Source organism: Paenibacillus sp. HWE-109 (genome assembly GCF_022163125.1).
Classification (GTDB): Bacteria; Bacillota; Bacilli; order Paenibacillales; family NBRC-103111; genus Paenibacillus_E.
The window spans coordinates 1,844,433-1,863,345 of the sequence record NZ_CP091881.1 but is presented as its reverse complement, the minus strand read 5'-3'; the positions used below and the strand labels follow the sequence as shown (position 1 = coordinate 1,863,345).

Annotated in this window: 16 protein-coding genes and 1 pseudogene; 7 read left to right on the top strand and 10 right to left on the bottom strand. The window is 45.9% G+C overall.

Annotated features, from left to right (window positions below; genetic code table 11):
* Positions 1–15: 15 nt before the first annotated feature.
* From LOZ80_RS07415 to LOZ80_RS07390, 6 genes and pseudogenes are all read left to right on the top strand, one after another.
* Complete coding sequence (locus tag LOZ80_RS07415; protein WP_238170828.1) at positions 16–1,116, top strand: GerAB/ArcD/ProY family transporter; 1,101 nt, start codon at positions 16–18, stop codon at positions 1,114–1,116.
* Entirely contained in the window at positions 1,100–1,741 is a 642-nt protein-coding gene (locus LOZ80_RS07410; RefSeq protein ID WP_238170827.1) for a Ger(x)C family spore germination protein, read from the top strand. Before LOZ80_RS07415 ends, LOZ80_RS07410 begins: the two co-directional genes overlap by 17 nt.
* Before the next feature lie 48 nt (positions 1,742–1,789).
* A pseudogene (locus LOZ80_RS07405) lies at positions 1,790–2,326 on the top strand (Ger(x)C family spore germination C-terminal domain-containing protein); the annotation flags it as partial.
* Between the two features lie 206 nt (positions 2,327–2,532).
* Positions 2,533–2,904, top strand: coding sequence for an ArsR/SmtB family transcription factor (locus tag LOZ80_RS07400; RefSeq protein ID WP_238170825.1), 372 nt, complete (start codon positions 2,533–2,535; stop codon positions 2,902–2,904).
* Positions 2,882–3,391, top strand: coding sequence for an SRPBCC domain-containing protein (locus LOZ80_RS07395; protein WP_238170824.1), 510 nt, complete (start codon positions 2,882–2,884; stop codon positions 3,389–3,391). The genes LOZ80_RS07400 and LOZ80_RS07395 overlap by 23 nt, the downstream gene beginning before the upstream one ends.
* Positions 3,392–3,574: 183 nt before the next feature.
* Entirely contained in the window at positions 3,575–4,624 is a 1,050-nt protein-coding gene (locus LOZ80_RS07390) for an LLM class flavin-dependent oxidoreductase (protein WP_443147054.1), read from the top strand.
* Positions 4,625–4,986: 362 nt separating this feature from the next.
* Here LOZ80_RS07390 and LOZ80_RS07385 read toward each other — a convergent pair whose 3' ends face one another.
* On the bottom strand, positions 4,987–5,520 hold the full coding sequence (locus tag LOZ80_RS07385) for a type 1 glutamine amidotransferase domain-containing protein (RefSeq protein WP_238170822.1): 534 nt from the start codon (positions 5,518–5,520) through the stop codon (positions 4,987–4,989).
* Positions 5,521–5,672: 152 nt separating this feature from the next.
* Between LOZ80_RS07385 and LOZ80_RS07380 the strand changes: the two genes are divergently transcribed.
* On the top strand, positions 5,673–5,873 hold the full coding sequence (locus tag LOZ80_RS07380; protein ID WP_238170821.1) for a hypothetical protein: 201 nt from the start codon (positions 5,673–5,675) through the stop codon (positions 5,871–5,873).
* A 205-nt stretch (positions 5,874–6,078) separates the two neighbouring features.
* Here LOZ80_RS07380 and LOZ80_RS07375 read toward each other — a convergent pair whose 3' ends face one another.
* The 9 genes from LOZ80_RS07375 to LOZ80_RS07335 all read right to left on the bottom strand — a co-directional run bounded on the left by LOZ80_RS07375 (position 6,079) and on the right by LOZ80_RS07335 (position 18,904).
* The gene (locus LOZ80_RS07375) at positions 6,079–6,273 is read right to left on the bottom strand and encodes a hypothetical protein (protein WP_238170820.1); all 195 of its coding nucleotides are present in this window, start codon (positions 6,271–6,273) and stop codon (positions 6,079–6,081) included.
* 134 nt (positions 6,274–6,407) lie between these two features.
* Positions 6,408–7,292 (bottom strand): carbohydrate ABC transporter permease, encoded by an 885-nt coding sequence (locus tag LOZ80_RS07370; RefSeq protein WP_238170819.1) that lies wholly within the window; start codon positions 7,290–7,292, stop codon positions 6,408–6,410.
* A 17-nt stretch (positions 7,293–7,309) separates the two neighbouring features.
* Positions 7,310–8,200 carry an ABC transporter permease gene (locus LOZ80_RS07365; protein WP_238172922.1) on the bottom strand — a complete coding sequence of 297 codons (891 nt, stop codon included), beginning with the start codon at positions 8,198–8,200 and terminating at the stop codon, positions 7,310–7,312.
* A gap of 72 nt (positions 8,201–8,272) precedes the next feature.
* Complete coding sequence (locus LOZ80_RS07360) at positions 8,273–9,994, bottom strand: extracellular solute-binding protein (protein ID WP_238170818.1); 1,722 nt, start codon at positions 9,992–9,994, stop codon at positions 8,273–8,275.
* A gap of 160 nt (positions 9,995–10,154) precedes the next feature.
* Complete coding sequence (locus LOZ80_RS07355) at positions 10,155–11,258, bottom strand: response regulator (RefSeq protein WP_238170817.1); 1,104 nt, start codon at positions 11,256–11,258, stop codon at positions 10,155–10,157.
* Positions 11,251–12,999: a sensor histidine kinase gene (locus tag LOZ80_RS07350; RefSeq protein ID WP_238172921.1), complete on the bottom strand. Its 1,749-nt coding sequence runs from the start codon at positions 12,997–12,999 to the stop codon at positions 11,251–11,253. Before LOZ80_RS07350 ends, LOZ80_RS07355 begins: the two co-directional genes overlap by 8 nt.
* 899 nt (positions 13,000–13,898) lie before the next feature.
* Positions 13,899–15,488, bottom strand: coding sequence for an extracellular solute-binding protein (locus LOZ80_RS07345; RefSeq protein ID WP_238170816.1), 1,590 nt, complete (start codon positions 15,486–15,488; stop codon positions 13,899–13,901).
* Positions 15,489–15,506: 18 nt separating this feature from the next.
* Positions 15,507–17,864 (bottom strand): AraC family transcriptional regulator, encoded by a 2,358-nt coding sequence (locus tag LOZ80_RS07340; protein WP_238170815.1) that lies wholly within the window; start codon positions 17,862–17,864, stop codon positions 15,507–15,509.
* A gap of 158 nt (positions 17,865–18,022) precedes the next feature.
* A complete protein-coding gene (locus tag LOZ80_RS07335; protein ID WP_238170814.1) occupies positions 18,023–18,904 on the bottom strand; it encodes a carbohydrate ABC transporter permease in 882 nt (293 codons plus the stop codon).
* Between the last annotated feature and the right edge of the window lie 9 nt (positions 18,905–18,913).

Below are 18,913 nucleotides of genomic sequence, written 5' to 3'. Positions count from 1 at the left end.
GTTGGAGGAACCTTCTTGCTCTCACCCAATCTAACGACCAAACAAACACTTTTACTTCTCTGTTTTAGTGTCTATGGTACGCTTTTCTTTACACTGCCGCGCAACCTGACACAAGCAGCAGGACACAACGGCTGGCTATCGATTCTAATCGGCAGTCTCCTGGTCATCCCCATTATTTGGCTGATCTCAGAAGTAGGATCATCTATGCAGGAAAAAAGTATTATCGCCTATTGTTTAAGTCTATTCGGACCTGTCTTTGGACGCCTCTTTGCGCTCCTGTTGCTAGGTCCTTTACTCCTTTTTTCAGCGATTACGGTTCGCATCATTACAGAGTTATTCGTTACATTAATACTGCCGGAGACTCCCCTTGAACTCATTGTTGTCATGATGTTAATTCTAAGATATTACTTAGCTCACGGCGGAATACTATCCATTGCACGTTGGAGCGAAGTTATTCTACCTGGCATTGCTGTATTAATGCTGATTTTATTCGTACTCTCATTGGAAAATGTCGAGTTCCAGCGCATGCTGCCTCTTTTCAACGCCTCGATGCTGGATACGCTCAAAGGCTCCTTGGGCATCTGCAGCGCGTTCTCGGAAATGACACTGGTGCTATTTATTTATCCACACGTCAAAAATAAAAGCAAAATGATTCATACGATGGTTTGGACAATAATTATCGTTACCTTTTCGTTCGAAATCGTCTTTCTTGTTACCTTGGGCACCTATGGCAGCGCGTTTACGCAACGACTCACCTTCCCGGTTATGGAATTAATCAAAGATATTGCCATCTTTGAATTTATTGAACATCTGGAAAGTCCTTTTCTGGCACTATGGATTTTCCTGAACTTAACCAAAGGGACATTCACCTTTTATTGTTGTTGTACCGGCTTCCAAGATTGGTTTGGAACTAGTCATTTTCGTGGCCTTATGATTCCGATAAGCGTAATTATCTTCTATTTGTCATTAATTCCTGACAATGTTTATAACGCCATCGTCGAATATGAAATTGCCAAAGGCGCGGTCTTCTGCTTCTACGCCCTGCTTCTTCTAACCATTCTATGGCTTGCTGGCAAGTTGAAAGCAAGGAGATCCGCACATGAAGAAAACCGTTAAAACCATGCTCTTGCTAAGCTTGTTGCTAACTTTAACTACCGGTTGTTGGAATCGGCATGAATCTGATAAAGTCGAATATGTCTTAGCGGCGGGCATTGATATCAACGATCGTGGACAAATCGTGCTAACTGTCCTCACCCCCGTTCTTGAAGAAATGAAACCATCCGGCGGGTTTAAGGGCGAGCAAAAAAAAACCTTGAGCGTAGCAGGCAATACAACCTTCGAAGCAGCGCGCAATTATATTAAAATCACCGGAAGAAAGCTCTTCTGGGCTCACTTGCAGGTGCTCTTGATCGGGGAACAAGCGGCTAAAACCAATACACGTCAATACTTGGACTTCTTCTCATCAGACCCCGAACTCCGTGGGACCGCTAATATCGCTATGGTGAGTGGACGTGCGCTGGATTTACTGGAATCCAGTCCTGATATTTCTACCCTATCTTCAAGATATATGAAAGACCTCTTGCTGAATACCGATTTGGAAGGAAAATCCAGCAAAGTATTGTTAACTGAATTCCTTCGCAAGCTTGCGGAACCTATCGGCGGCCAGCCTTTCATGCCGATTCTCCATTTAATCGAACAAAATGATTATGTAAAATCCATAGTCGGCATGAAGCCTTACTAAGGAAAAGATACCCATCAATCCTCCTTATTCTACGCTTCCGGCTCAGCCGTATTTCATAATGGTCAACTTGCTGGAACGTTGAGCGGTCAGGAGACACGAGGTTTTCTCTGGGCAATAGAAAAGTTGAAATCTGCGATCGTTGTAGTCCCCTGCCAGAACGAAAAGGATTGCCACATATCGCTAGAATTAGCGGGAGAGAAAAAGAGCGTCAGGAGGGTTACCTATCAAGATGGCCAAGCTTCCATCCGCATTCATATTGCATTGGAATTCAATATTGGCGACAAAGCGAGCACTACGTTCAAAACAGATGAGAAATCGATTGCCTATTTAGAGGGACAATTCGCCAAAAAGGTCGAAAACGAAGTGAAAGTGGCTTTCCGAAAAATAGCTGTCGATTATAAATCAGATATTTTTGCTTTCGGCAATAGTCTGGAAGACAGAAATCCCAAACAGTGGAAACAAATCAAGGATCAATGGGAGGAGACGATCTTACCGCATGCTGATCTTGAAGTTCAAGTGAAAGCCAAGCTCCGAAGAACGTCCAGGAACTTGTATTCTCCTTGGGTGAAATCCCCGGAATCGTAAGAAACCCCCTCATCCGATGACTGAGGGGGTTTTCCCAATCCTAATCTTTCTCCAACAATATTCCTTGACAGGAATATTCCATTCGGGGTATATTATGAATACAAGGACGGTACATACCTAAGAAACGAGGTGGCCTGATATGAAGGGACCCAAACACAGAGACCGAGACTTGAAGACACTCGATTCATTTAAGGAACATCACAACTATGGATATAACGACATTTAGCGCGCTGGCTGAACCTAATCGATTGCGTATTGTGGAGCTGCTACTGGACGGCCCTCTGCCCGTTGGGGCAATCGCCGAACGGCTTGAACTCCAGCAACCGCAAGCCTCGAAACATTTGCGCGTACTGCTCGATGCCGGACTCGTCGAAGTTCAGGCCATGGCAAATCGGCGCAACTACAAGCTACGCCTGGACCCCTTTCAGGAGTTGGATGCTTGGCTCAAAACATATCGGGTAGTATGGGATGAGCGATTTGACGCCTTGGAGAATTACCTGCAGAAACTAAAGTTAAAAGAACACAAAACCAATTCAAACTCAGGAGGAATCCGCAATGACATCCAAAATGATAACTAAAATAGAAGGTCAAGTCCTTATTCTTGAGCGTGAATTCCAAGCTCCTCGTGCACTTGTTTTCAAAGCATTCTCAGAGGCTGAACATTTGAAGCATTGGTGGGGACCTCGCGGCTGGGAAGTTACCGTTTGCACGGTCGACTTCCGCCCGGGCGGAGTCTGGCACTATTGCATGAAATGTATGGATAAAAACCAAGGTGATTTTTACGGTTATGAATCTTGGGGCAAAGCCGTTTATGGCGACATCGTCCCAGCTGAAAAAATCGACTATGTCGACTTCTTTTCAGATGCCGAGGGCAACGTAAAGGAAGATCTGCCATCCAGTGAAATTAGCATGTTGTTTGAAGAGCACGATGGGAAAACAAAATTGATCAGCCGTTCTAAATATGCGTCTGAGGAAGCACTGCAGAAGGTAATGGACATGGGTATGGAGCAAGGTATCACAGAAACTTGGGATCGCTTATCCGAGCACTTGCAGTCCCTTCAATAAGAATTGGTTCTATAAAGGAGCTTTCCACACGGCCCATTGGGCTTGTTGGGATAGCTCTTTTTTTATATGTTCAGATGATTATCGCGCATTCTGCTTACTAAAGTTGAGAAACTAACAAAAAACGAGTAAACTATAACTTAGATAAGGAGGCGACAAGCTTATATGACCGATCAAATAGCAAACATGGAAATTGGAATTAGTACATTCTTAGAGACAACACCAGACCCAAAGACCGGAGAGGTGATGAGTCACGCCGAACGACTGCGCAATGCGGTTGAGGAGATCGTGCTGGCTGATCAAGTAGGCTTGGATGTCTATGGCATTGGCGAGCATCATCGCGCCGATTATGCGGGAACTGCTCCAGCCGTCGTGTTGGCTGCTGCGGCCGCCATGACCAAGAATATCAGGCTGACCAGCGCGGTAACTGTGCTGTCCTCTGATGATCCCGTTCGCGTCTATCAAGCCTTCTCTACCCTTGACGGCATCTCGAATGGCCGCGCCGAAATCATGGCAGGTCGAGGCTCCTTCGTCGAATCCTTCCCGCTTTTCGGATATAGCCTAGAGGATTACGACGAATTATTCGAAGAAAATCTGGAACTGCTGCTCGCGATTAGAGAATCGGAAAAGGTAACTTGGCGCGGCGGCCACCGCCCTGCCATTAACAATCTGGGCGTCTATCCCAGATCCGTTCAGAGCCCGCTTCCCGTATGGATTGCCAGTGGCGGGAATGCCCAATCCGCTGTGCGCGCTGGCATGCTGGGACTTCCGATCGCCTTCGCCATCATCGGCGGCATGCCAGAGAGCTTCGCTCCCTTGGTCGCTCTCTACAAAGAAGCCGCTGTGCGCGCTGGGCATGACCCAAGCAAACTGCAGATCGCAACGCATTCGCATGGGTTTGTAAGCGACACGACTGAGCAGGCTGCTGAGTCCTTCTTCGCTCCAACCCAAGCCCAAATGAATGTCATCGGACGTGAACGCGGCTGGGGACAAAGCTACAACAGGGCGACATTCGATGCCGCAAGAAGCCTCCGCGGGGCGCTTTATGTCGGAGATCCGGAATATGTGGCAGAGAAAATTCTGCTGCTGCGCAAAAACTTGGGCATCTCTCGTTTCTTCCTGCATGTGAACGTCGGCACAATGCCGCACCGTGAGGTTCTCCGCGCTATTGAACTGCTGGGCACCAAAGTTGCCCCTATCGTTCGCAAGGAGATTGCCCGTTTAGAGGCCAAATAAAGATCATTGGTAAAAACGGCTTCGCCTTCTTACGAGATGACCCTCTTAAAAGTGGAAAATTTTTATTTAAAGGAACTCCAGGACTCTATTTAGGCAAATAGCGGGGATGCTTGGGTATTAGCGGAACTATAGGGTCTTATTTCCACGAAAAACGCTCAGTTTGCCTTGAAATAGCAAAATAGCGGACTATAGTTCCCTCACCCCCGCGATATGAGCAATTTTGGCTAGAATAGCGGACTGTAGTTCCCTCCGCGCGCGAGGTAGCACTTTCAGCTACCTTTCCGGCAAAAAAGAAGTGTATAAGCCGTCACTGGCTTATACACTTCTTTATTTAAGAGCATCGCCGGATTCGCGCGTTGAAATCAGTAAGCCGCGACGCCGATTCGATTAATGATCTCCTGAATAAAAGCCGGCTCGTCCTCCGGTGTACGCGAGGTAATCAGATTGCCGTCCACCACGACTTCCTGGTCGACGAAAGTGCCTCCTGCCGCTTTGACCTCATCGGCAATTCCCGGGTAAGCCGTCAACGTCCTGCCTTGCAGCAAGCCGGCTTTGGCCAGTACTTGCGGCCCGTGGCAGATCGCTGCGATCGTCGTGCCCGCTTGGTCGGCTTTTTGGACAAAAGCCAGAATATGTTCATTCTCCAGCAGCTTGGCCGGAGATTTCCCTCCAGGAATCACGACAGCTTGATAGTCTCCCGCATTCGCTTCCTCAGCGGCTAGATGCGAGGTGTACGAAATCGTGCCTTTCTTGCCGTTTAGCAGTGCGCCTTTTTCCAAACTGATAATGACAACATCGGTTCCATTTTGCGTTAGCGCCTCATAAGGATTCTTCATTTCTGAGTCTTCGTAACCGTCTGCGAGTAGAAAAGCAACTTTCTTGACCATCATCTTCATCTAGATCCACTCCTCTTTTTACATGTATTCACATGCTTACCTTATACGATTACCCTTTTTGGCTATTTAAATAACAGACAACGGTTAGAAAACTGGAAAATCAGATTCTGAAACCGATAGAAAGGGTAAAAGGTGAGGAGGAGGTGTTCAACATGACAAATTTTCCCAACGATAATACGAATGAGCAAAAGAAAACTCCAGAGATTACACCGGAGCTCATCCCAGAAATCAAGCCGGATGTCCCCCCAGAGTTTCAACCAGCGGTTACGCCCGAAATAACGCCTAAACAGGTGCCTGAGGTTCGACCTGAGAAAATTACAGAAATTCCGGCGATGCCAGAAAATCAATCGTGACGTGAAAGTAGAGCTTTCCCCTTGCTGGCCAATGGCCTTGGGGGAAGCCCCTTGTGTACGAAAAGCCTGATGCACGGAAGTACTAATGAACTCAAGTACCTTTATTTGATCAAAATGGGCACATTTGAATTTATAACGAATTATACATGCTTTATTTCACATAAATGATCACGATTCCGCCTAATAATTACTGTATAACGCCGTTTCAGTTCGTTAAATTTCTAAAGTGCCCATTTTCTCGTCTATAAGCATCGTACAGTTCGTTAGCTATGGCTGACTGATGGGTGACAGGTGACTGGATGACTTTGGACGTACATGATGCCGCATCGCCCAACAAACTAGCTACTTTTCCTTGCAGCAACTCTACGCGTTCTCCCAGCCATCTATCTAACTCCGCCATCTGAGCAAATTCGACTCTAGAGGGATCGTAGATCCTCTATCTTCCATTACCCTAGGCGGCGATAAAGAGGCATTTTCCAATGAGACAACTGTTACGCAATGGAATGCTGGGAGCTGATGCGTTCTACCCCCGCCCTACTCCTTGACCGATCCTAACGTGATCCCATGAATAAAAAACCGCTGCAAAAACGGATAAATCACTAAAACCGGGATCATCGCTATAAATATTTTGGCGGAGTTCAAGGTCTGGTTGGACAGCTCACTCATCTTCTGAATTTGCTCCGCTGTCATCGTATTGGCGTCGACAATGACGACCAATTGCTGAATATAAGTCTGCAGCGGATAATGATCCGCATTGGACATCAGCACAAGGCCGTTAAAAAATTCATTCCAGTGATACACGATGCTAAACAAAGTGACAGTCGCCAGAACGGGGACGGCTAACGGAATAAATATTTGGATCAGCATGTACCAAGGACCTGCCCCATCTACAAGCGCAGCTTCCTCCAGCTCTTTAGGTAAATTGCGGAAGTAATTGATTACCAAGATCACACTGAAAATCGGCACACTGTTGCCAAGCACCAACGCCCAAATATTGTTGATTAAACCCAATGATTTGACCGTTTGATACCACGGAATCAATCCCCCGTTGAACAGCATCGTGAAGACCAGAATCCACATGAGCACATTGCGGAACGGCAAATCCTTGGCATTTTTGGATAACGGATAACCCATCAGAATAATAATGACGAAATTGAGACTCGAACCTAGAACGACACGTTGAATGGAAATCCAGAAGGAATTGAAAAATTTGCTGTCGCCCATGATCTCCTGATACGAGTTGAAATTAAAGCCCACAGGCCATAAACTGACCTGCCCTGATGAAGCAGCCGCATTATCACTCAATGAGACGGCCAGTGTATACCACAATGGCAGCACACACATGATGGAGATCCCGACCAGCAGCACGATGAGCACAAGATCGAATGCTTTGGAGCCGAGTGTTGTCTCTTTAACCATAGTCATGCTCCTTTATATTAAAAAATACGATAATTTGCAAACTTAGCAGCTAGAAAATAGGACGTCGTAATTAGTACAAAACTAATGACCGATTTCAATAATCCCATAGCCGTGGCCAGTCCATATTGTAAATTCAGCAATCCTGTCCGATAGACCCAGGTATCAATAATATCACCGCTTGAATACACGAGTGGATTATACAGATTAAAAATTTGATCGAAACCTGCGTTAAGCACATTGCCCAAACTGAGGACAGAAAGCAAGATAACCGTCGTTATGATGCCGGGGAGCGTGACATGCCATAATCGCTGCCAACGCGATGCGCCATCTATCGCCGCAGCTTCGTAGAGTGAAGGATTAATACCGGTTAAAGCGGCCAAAAAGATAATCGTATTGAACCCAAATTCCTTCCAAACATCACTGCCTACAATGATAAAAGGAAACAATTCCGCCTTGGCAAAAAATAAGGTCGGGCTGATGCCAAAGATGCCCAAAATTCCGTTTACAGGACCTTTATAAGACAATACGTCCAAAAGGATGCCCGAAAGAATGACCCACGATAAGAAATGCGGCAAGTAAACAATCGTTTGCACCCATCTTTTTAAGATGGCAATCCGCAATTCATTCAGCATCAGTGCAAAGACAAGCGGCACGATCATGTTCGCAATAATTTTCATAACAGCAATAAACAGCGTGTTAACAAAGACGGTTTTGCTATCGTTGAGCGTAAACATATACCGAAAATTTTCCAACCCAACCCAATCCGAATGAAACATGCCTAACCCTGGATTAAAATCTTGAAAAGCAATCACGATTCCGAACATAGGGACAATGCTGAATAGCGTCAACCAGATAAAGCCTGGAAGCAGCATAAGATAATAATGTTTGGCAAACCCTTTCGTAACCATCCGATTCATCACTTCCATTCTCTCTGTTGTGAAGCGAAGGCGCCAGCTTTCACTGACGCCTCCAAGGTTAGCTTACTTAGCTATTTCATCGATTTCCGCTAGAATCTGATCTCCGCCCTGCTTCTTCCAGTCCTGAACAAACTTATCGAAAGAATCCAGCGGTGCAGCCCCCATAATAATTTTCAGGAACGTTTCCTTTTCCAACTTATCCAGTGTAGCCCACTTGCTTTCCGTCGTTTTCGTTTGTGAATACGTCACACTGTACATTTTCTTGTATGGCTGTTGCAGCGGAGCCATACCTACCAAGGTGGAATACATTCTTTTCCAAGCGCCTAGGTCGGCATTAGGATTCCAATATTGAATATCCAGCTTATCGTAAGGCTCAAGTTTCACTTTTTTTATGTTCTCGGCATCCGCTTTGAGCAATTTGTAGCCTGGAAGATCAAGTTCTTCCGGTTTTTTGGTGCCAGCCAGAACCTCTTTTATCATTTTGTACGTAACATCCATTTCATCCATCGGAGCAAAAACGATACGTAAAGGGTAGTTGCCAATATTCACTTTGACATCAAATTTGGATTCATCACGAAGCAGCAAATTCTCCATCTGAATAGCAGCTTCTGGATGTTCGTATCCTTTGCGGACAACGAGATACTGATTCGTTGGGTTCCCCATATGCGGTGTAAATTCCCCATTCACATCCAGCGGTGCAGCATAGGCTTGCCAGTTTGCTTTGGGATTATTTTTGATCGCATCGGCCAAAGGACCATAACCGCCAGCCCACCACAAGCCAAAGTAAATACCGGACGTGCCATTCTTAATTAGCTCCTGAGCATCCTTGCGGATGGTCATTTCTTTGTCTATTAAGCCTTTGGCATATAAATCACGGAGCTTGGATAGCGCTTGCTTCGTTTCCGGCTGCAAAGAGCCGTAGGCCGTTTTCCCGTCTGCCCCTTTTACCCAAAATCCTGGGTAGGAATGGTAGGAGGCAAAGATCGGATCAAAACCATAGTTATTATTATTAGGATTGATAAAATCCGCGTTCAGCAATCCCCCAAGTTGCGGACCTGTGATCCCGATCGTATCCGCTTTCCCATTGCCATCAGGATCTTGTTCAACAAATGCTTTGGCTACTTTCTCCAGATCATCCATCGTTTTGGGCGGCTGCAAGCCTAGTTTATCCAACCAATCCTTGCGAATCCACATCATATGAACCATATCAGATTCGGTCGTGACGTTCGGAAGGGCATACATCTTGCCGTCAACGGTAACGGATTTCAGGGCAAGTCCTTGCGTCGTTTCAATGATATGCTTGAGCGCAGGTGAGGCGTATTTGTTATAAACTTCGGTGAGATCAGCAAGCTGCCCACTTTTCACCATTTGCCTGAATTGGGTATCTTTCACGACCAGAGCATCCGGCAAATCATTGCTGGCAATGGATAGATTCACCTTCTGATCATAGTCTTTGCCCGTGGCAGCCTGCCAGACGATTTTCGTATCAATATTCAAATTCTCTTTGATATAACGGGTATACGGGTTGCTTTCCGGGGAATCTCCGGCTGGCAAACTCTTATCTGCGGCGTCAACATCTTTGCCTATCTTGATCGTTATCGGCTTCGCCGATTTGGCGAACGGACCTGCCTCACCAGACCCAGCAGCCGTCTGTGTGCCACCTGTTGCTGCCGGTACCGCAGAAGCTTTTGGTGATTCTTTCGTTTTACCTGCATCCGAACAAGCGGATAATACAACTAGCATGCCAGCGAGCAGCAGCATCATGCTTTTTTTAGACTTGCTCATGTATGGCCCCTTCTTTCGCTTTTAGAATTTGTCTACACCCTAAAAGTACCATGTAATCTGGGATGTGATGGATAGAAAGCGGTTACAGGTTTAGAGGGGGAAATGACTGCAAATCACACAATCTTCTTCCCTAAATCCGTTCCAATCAGCATTTGACCCTCTATTTATCGGACATTTCTCTACCTATGGTTGCTTTCTGTCGATATTCACTCGGTAATTGACCTGTCTGCTCCCGAAACGTGCGGCTGAAATACTTCTCATCCATATAACCCACTTGCTCAGCAATCAAGGCGATCGTTTGATTCGTATACTGCAGGAGTTCCTTCGCTTTCTCCATGCGATTATGGCGCAAATGCTCACTGAAACTGATGCCAACGATTTCTTTGAAGCATTGACTGAAGTAGCTTCTGCTCATATTCACCCTTTTGGCGATATGCAATGCAGTCGTTTGCTCGCTCAAATCTTCCTGCGCAATGTGCACAGCTTTCATAATACAAGCCACAACTTCCTGGGAAAATGATGGCTTATCCATTGCTTTCCTAATGAATTCACGTGTTTGCACGAACCACTCGTCCACCTCACGCCAATTGCCAAAAGCATCCGGCAGCTGAATATCCACTTTATGCACACGGCTAAAAAGTTCATTCCACTTGTCAATCAACGCATACAGCAGCCCCATCAACTTCGTTGGCGGCAGCTGCAGTTGCTTCAAATCTTGCCTATAGCTGGCAAAAACCTGGTCTTGATATATCCACTCGTGCCCAGACCACTGTTCCTTCACCAAAGATAAGTCCTTCTCGTTAACGTCCAATTGAGCTGAGGCCCAACCTCCCTGAACCTCCTCATCATAAAAGGTCGCTTGGGGAGGAGGTACCTGCTTCTGCTCTTCCAGAATCCGTTTATGAATTCTTCCCAGCACTTCGTCAAAAATTTCTTTTTCCAGCTGAACCTTGGCAATATAATCAATAGCTCCCAGTCGCAAAACCTCTTGAATATATTCAAAATCCTGATGAAACGTTAACACGACTGTATAGATGTGGGGAAATTGTTTGCGAACAATCTTCAGCAGTTCAATCCCCGACATAACGGGCATAGCCAAATCCGTCAACAGTAGATCCACCGCATTCGCTGCCAGGAACTCCAGCGCTTTCTCACCGTTGCTCGCTTCTCCCACAACCTCCATATCAAAACGGTTCCAAGGCATGGCTGAAATAAGCCCTTTTCGCACTAATTTATCATCATCGACAATTAACACTTTAATCATGACGAGCTTTCACCTCCGTAATAGGTAATGACACCGTTATCGTTGTCCCTTTTCCGCGTATGCTTTGAATTCGCAGTTCTGCTTGGTCTCCGTATTGCGACTCGAGCATTCGCTTCACATAATTAAGTCCAATGCCCATGCCGACTTTCGTGTTCTCAGCATCCGGATTGTTCAACAAATTGTGAATCGTTTCATCTGACATCCCTGAGCCATTATCTCGAATGGCGATCTGAATTGCGCTGTTTAGCGTGACATCCACCTTGATATAACCATCATCGCTTAACCCGTGGTAGAGTGAATTCTCAACAAGCGGCTGCAAAATAAACCGTGGAATCGGCACATCCCACACCTCTTGATCGACATGCATTTGCACATCAAACTTAAAGTCATAGCGAATTTGTTGTAAAATCAAATATTGCTTTAAAGCTTCAATTTCCTCCTTAATCGTTGAAGCCTGCCCCAACTTCCCCAGATTATAATGCAGCAGCTTATTAAGCGATGACACCAGTCGATCGATCTCCGTTTGCCCATTCATAAGCGCTAACCAATGCACCGTATCCAGCGTATTCATTAAGAAGTGCGGATTAATTTGGTAGAGCAGCTTTTCGACTTCCAAATCGACCCTTCGCTTCTCCTTCAACTCTACCTCGGCGAATAACGTCCAAATTTGCTCCTTCATTGAACGAAATTGATGCAATAAGAAATCAAACTCGGGAATATTCGTTTTGACCGCCACAGTCTGCGCTCTGCTTTGAGCCATTAGCTTGATTTCTTTATTAAAACCATTTAAAGGGCGGTAAACCATCTTCCATAGAAGCCAAGCCAACAGCAAACTCATGCCTAGAAAAATCAGCGAAAACAAAGCAATTTGTACAAACCATTGATTCATTTCTTTGTTGTAATCAGCTTTTGGAATCATAGAGACCAGACTCCACCCTTGATTGCTAACTTGCCTGAACCAGTAATAATCTGTGAGCGTGCCAAAGGTTTGATTTGGGGCAAAATTGGGGAATATCGTATCTTTCGCAAATACTTCCGGAAGATCACTAAACGCAATCCGCCCCTTATTATCGAGAAAAATATGCGAATTCACGCCGCCAAATTGATCGCTGTTCAAAATATTTTGCGTTAAATGAAACCCCGTTTCAATATACACATAAACATCATCACGAAGTGGCAAATCCACCTTGCGCATGGCAGACAGCACGAACTGATTATCGAACCGATTGTTGCTGACATGCGGCCCATAATAAGAAATTCCCGAGTATTCAGCGAGCAGCGGCAGATTCTCCGGCGTGAACTTCTCCTTCACGGCCGAATTTTCAAGATCATACGTACGATCATTCTGAAAATAATACAACGTTAACCCGATGTTTGGATTCGTGAACGTGACTAAACTTAGTTCATCCTTCAAATCACTGAGCATTTGCGACCGTTCAAACGATTGACTGACTGGAAGCTGCAGCATCTCATCCAACTTCTTGCCCACACTTCCGGCAAAAGCAAGCTGCTGCGAGACATGATTCAAGTTGCTTATCGTGCTTTCCAGCGACAACTCCACCTGCTTCAAATTGCTTTGAATGCCGTTCTGAATTTTGTTCGTCAGAATCGAATAAATCGTGTAGTAGGAAATAAGCACAATACAAATAAACGGAATTGACGTGCTGAATAAGAAGATAATAAAAATCCTCTTCTTTAAAGTTAAATAATCCGTTAATGCCGACTTCACCTTCGCGCTCATGGTGCCTATCAAATGAAGTCCCTCCTCCCCTATCACTTTGTTCACCTTTTGAACTAATTCGCGGATAAACACCTATTTCCTCTATGCGCCAAAAATAGCTAATGGGAAGGTTGGGGCTGGCTTCTGTTGAATCTTAACGCTGTTTTACAGCGTTACAGAATAATAAAACCGTCAGGATTCCTGACGGTCGGGTCATTACCTAGCCGCGTGCTGTCACATCGTCTACAAACTGGCTACTTTACCTTACACCTACTCTATGCGTTCTCCCAACCCTCTATCTAGCTCCAGCAACAGAACAAATACAAACTCCTGAGGGATCCTGTAAAACATGCTTAATGGCTGAGGAACATCTTCTGAAAGCGATTGCAGCGGGGTTTAAGGTTGATATACAGCGTTAAAGTGGAAGTATGTGTGGAAAACCCATTTGTAACGCTGTAAAACATCCTTAAAGCTGGGGAACAGCTACATGAAAGCGATCGCAGTAGGATTTAAAGTTGAAATTCAGCGTTAAAGTGGAAGTATGTGCGGAAAACCCATCTGTAACGCTGTAAAACAGCGTTACAGAATAATAAAACCGTCAGGATTCCTGACGGTCGGGTCATTCCTAGCCGCGTGCTGTCGCATCGTCTACAAACTGGCTACTTTACCTTACACCTACTCTAAGCAGTCTCCCAACCCTCTATCTAGCTCCACCAACAGAACAAATACAAACTCCAGAGGGATCGTAGTTCCTCTATATTGTTGACTTCACGCAATAGAAGCATTCCGCGCATCCTGGTTCCTCTAAGTCGAACGTACTGCCTCATCGTCCAACCTAATCAGCTACTTTACCTTACACCTACTCTATGCAGTCTCCCAACCCTCTATCTAGCTCCACCAACAGAACAAATTCGAACCTCCTACCGTTTACGATCCCGCTCCAGCGCCTGCTGCTGGATCTGGATCGCCCGGTCGATCTTCAGGGCTTTGAGCTGGCTGACATAGCTGTCGAATGTGTCGGGGGATTCAACGCCGAGGATGATTTTCAGCGACATTTCGTCAACAAGGGTCGTCACATCATTCATGATCGAGGAAAGCTCTGCATTCTCCAGCTCTGTCTTGGGAATTTGCGGGAGGATGTTGCTGTCGACGTCTGTGTCCGACCAGATTTGCACGGCCTTTTTCTGCTGCGGCAGCGTGTAGAACTGCTCCATGTACCGGACGTCCTGGACGAAGGGGCCAAAATAGCTAGATCTGCTGTACATCGCCAACGCTTGAGCAGGTGCAAGCTTGTCGGGGTTTCGCAAAATGAGATCCGTATACGTTGGATAACCGTTCACTAGTTTGTAGCTGATTCCTTCCACGCCGAAATTAAACAGCATGTGCCCCTCTGGACTGTAGCCGTAGTCCAACAGCTTCGCTGCTTCTTCCGCGTGCTTGCTTTTGCTGGAAATCGCTACGCCGCCAGTTCCTTCATACGCATAGCTACGCTGACTGAATTTGGGGCGGTCGCCCTTCTTAAGAACTGGATATGGCGCCGCTTCGAACATGGCCTTCTTGTCCTTATCCTCAACGAGCGGCTGCCACTTGCCGAGCCCTGCGCCTGCATTCCAGATCGTTGCGCCGCTGCGGCCCGAGATCATATTGGCATCCATCGTTTTCGTATCCACCGTAGCAATATTCTTGTCGATCAACCCCTCCGCATACCACTGCCGGAAAGTCGTCAGAAAGTCTTTATATCCCTGCTCAGCAGCGCCGAACTTCACATGACCTTGGTCCACGTAGAAGCCTTTCTTGATCCCGAAAGCCCCCACAAACCCGCCGCCTTCAATCCCGAACAGCGTGTTTGGAACCCCAAGGAACGTTAATGGCGCTTCCACGCCTTTCTTCTCCTTGAAAGCTTGCAAAACCGCATGCCACTCCGCGATCGTCGTCGGCGTCTGCAGCCCCAGTTCCTCCAGCCAATCCTTGCGAACAATTGGCCCTTGGTACGTGCGAAGCTGATCATCGCCGCGAATGAAGGGAAACACATAGTAGCTGCCGTCATCCGTTTTAATTTGTTTGTCGACGTCCGGATGTTCACTTAAATATTTCTTTAAATTCGGCGCATACTGATCGATAAGTTCATTCAACCGGATGATATAGCCGTCATTAATCGCTTTGACGGGTCCACCGGGAAATTGGTTCCACTCATACTCCATCATATCGGGCAAATCTCCCGAAGCCAGGAGCACATTTATCGCTTCTTTGGCTTGATTGGTCGGTGGTTGAATGAATTTGAGCTGAACGCCTGTCCGCTTTTGCCATTCTTGGAAGAAAGGAACCTCCAGGAAGCTGGGCTTCACGCTGCCCGCATTGCCATTAAGCTCTGCCCAATAAGTCAACTTTGGCTTAGCCGGATTATCGTCTGGAACCGAATGCTGCGGACTGTCCGAACAAGCGGTCGCCAGCACCGTCACGAAGGTCAATGATACCATCAGCCATGCGTATGATTTTCTTGTGCGTCTCATCTAATGCCCCTCCGTAACCTAACCCATTTCTTTGAATTTGCCTGGGGTGATGCCTTCATATTTCTTGAACACGCGGATAAAGGTAGCTACTTCATTGTAGCCAACGATTTTGGCGATGTCGGAAATGGAGTCTTTTTTGCTGCCCATCATCCTCTTCGCTTGTTCAATGCGGTACTTCGAAATGTAATCCAACAGCCCGTCCCCGGTCTGCTCTTTGAACAATTTGGAAATGTAACTGCCTTTCAACTCAAATCGTTCACCAATTGTATTGACACTCAAATTAGCATCATGATAGTGCTCCGCAATATGCTTCATTACGCCTGAGATCAGATCGCGCAGCGTTTCTGTCCGTTCCTTGGATAGATTCGACTCAACTTTAGCTGCTGCAAAAACGCAAACTTCTTGAAGCAAGGTTTGAAGTTCATGCTGCATTTCTGTGAAGGTATCGCACGCAATAATATTTTCCATCCACAAAGGATTATTCCCCAAAAAACCGCTATCGCTCTCCCCAAGCTCATTAATCGCCTTCACCATCGTGCCGACTAAATTGAAAATGAGACATTTGGCCAACGTTAGAGATACAAACGGTTTGTTAAAATTCCGTTCCGTCACATCGTTCATGAACGATGAAGCTTGGTTATAATCGCCAACTTTGATCAAGTTTATGATCATTTGCTCCACTTGCAGCGGATAATAATAGCCTAACTGAGACTTGTCGTCAGCGTCTCTGCGTAAGTCATCGTAGGCAATAATCTCTTTCTTGCCGATAATCATTTTATATTCCATCGCATCCATTGCCTCTTGATAGGCCATAGCCGCACCGGACAGCATTGTATGAACCCCCCCGATGGATACGGTTAAATCCATCCGAAACCGAGTGAGAAACCGCTGCGCTTCGGATGCAATCCATACCAAATCCGCATTCAAGTCGGACGTTTGTATATCTCCAAAATTAATCAAGCAAGCCATCATCTCGTCCATTTCGGCCACATATCCTGCATGCTGACGTTGTCCGACAAGTTCTTCGACGACATTGGTAATGATGAACTGAACCAACTTGCGCCGCTCATTCATATCCATACCAGGCAAATTCGTATGAAGGCTTTCATGATTCTCAACAGCGAATAAAATAACAGCAAATTTGTTAGATATCAGTTCAATATCGAATGATTTGAAAGCCTCTTCATAAGAAATTAGTGTATCCATTTTCCCTTTCATTAGGCGGCTGAGCATATTGGAGCGCAACAGATGATGGTGAGATTGCAGCTGCAGCGCAATTCTCTCTTTTTCATCCAGCGTATGGAAGATTTCATTTTGGATAAAATGCAATTCATTTCCGTCATCTCTATCCGTCAACGAACTTCGATCAGAAATCGATTTCACCAGCTGGCGAATCGGCGAATAATTGCGGCGCAGGAAAAACCAAGTCAACACACCTGCTCCCAGGATGCTGATGAAAATACTGATATAGGTGAATTTGCGGACATATTCCGCTTTCTGCCAATAAATCGTACTGGGAATGACCAGCACGTATTTCAAATCGGATATTTCGGATTGAATATAGGAAAGCTCAGGATCTCCGTTCGCGGACGGTGCATAAATGACGTGATCCGCGTCCATCAACTGCTGCACGATCACATTTTCCTTATCCGTCACTGGTAAATTGGACATCAGAACTTGATTGTCATGGTTAAGAATTAAAATTTGACCGCCATTGAACAGCGAAATGCTTTCCATCGCTTTCTGGAATCGCGCCATATCCGCCATAACGACGACAGTCCCCGCTTGTTTTCCATTCAAATCTTTGGGCAAATGCGTAATATAAGCAATTGACGATTGCGGACTGGCCGAATCGACATGCGGCAGCAGCACGAACTCGTTATTGGGCGCATTGTTCATCGTATCCAGCCACTGCTCGTAACGCAGTGAGCCTGTGTTATGAATCGTATTGAAGGCTGTTTGTTTGTCACGAATATTGCCAGGTCGAAGGACCGAGGAACCTTGATCCCACGTTACATAAAATTCGTCGATCGTCGCATAGGAAGTCTGATACATCCTGAAATCTTTGACTAACTGATAGGCAAGAAATTGCGCATCGCTTGCTGGTTTAGTCGAATACATTAACGTTTGAAGCTTGGTGTTCCAGGAAATCTCCATATTGAGACGTTTCATTAAGTCAATTTGTGTATCTATGGAATATCGTACCTGCTTGAGCAAAGAATCATTGGCACGATGGATTTCACTTTTCAACGCTTGACTGGACTGCGAATAAATGATCAAGCTCATCATCATCGGGATGAATAATACAGCACTGTAGGAGATCAGCCAAGTAAAAATAATACTCTTTCGTTTCTGCCAAAGCACATGGAGATTCACATGGTTCTCCTCCCAAAGTTTGAGTGATATAAATATGAAGGGATTGTCTCCACCTCTAGTATTATAGCAATAAATACAGCGGGAGGAATGTCCAAAAAGAGGAATTGGATGGACAAAAGAGCAAATAGAAGCCAATTCATTGGCTTCTCGCTCTTTCTTTACCCCTTCAAAGATCCGACCATAACGCCTTTGACAAAGAATCGCTGCACGAACGGATAGACGCATAGGATCGGCAATGTCGCTACAACAATCGTCGCATATTTAATCGTTTCCGCCATTTGGAAGCGATCTCCCGCATCAGCTCCGGCGGACATGCCGTCCGTTGAGTTGGCAATCAGGATCTCGCGCAGCACCAGCTGCAAAGGGAACAATTCCCGGCTTTTGATAAATACGGAAGCATAGAACCAACCGTTCCATTTATCCACCGCATAATACAGGATCATCACTGCAATAACCGGCATGGAAAGCGGGATGATGATGCGGAACAGGATCGTAAAGTGGTTTGCGCCATCGATTTTCGCCGACTCCTCCAAACTGTCCGGGATGCCCATGAACGCTGTTCGCATAATAATTAAGTTAAACGTTCCGATGGAAAAAGGTATGATCGTTGCCCATAACGAGTCGAGCAGTCCGATATTTTTCACGACCAGATACAAGGGAATCAGCCCGCCATTGAAGAACATTGTGAAGACGATGATCATCATAAAGGCTTTATTCCAAATCACATTTTTCCTCGAAAGTACATACGCCCCTAATGCCGTCATGAACAAGTTCACGACTACGCCCGCCACAAGAATAAACAGGGTATTCCGATAACCGATCAAAATGCCCGGATTGCTCATGACATTTTTGTACGCTTCCAAACTAAAGCCCAGCGGTCTGAACAGGATACCCTTGAAAGCAATCAGTTGGCTTGCATCGCTCAAGGAAGCCATGACGACGTAGAGCAGCGGGTACAAGGTAACAACAACAAGGAATATCAACACCGCATAAATCCCGATATCGAACGATCTTTCCAACAAACCAGGTCCTTTTTTCATCACTTTCAC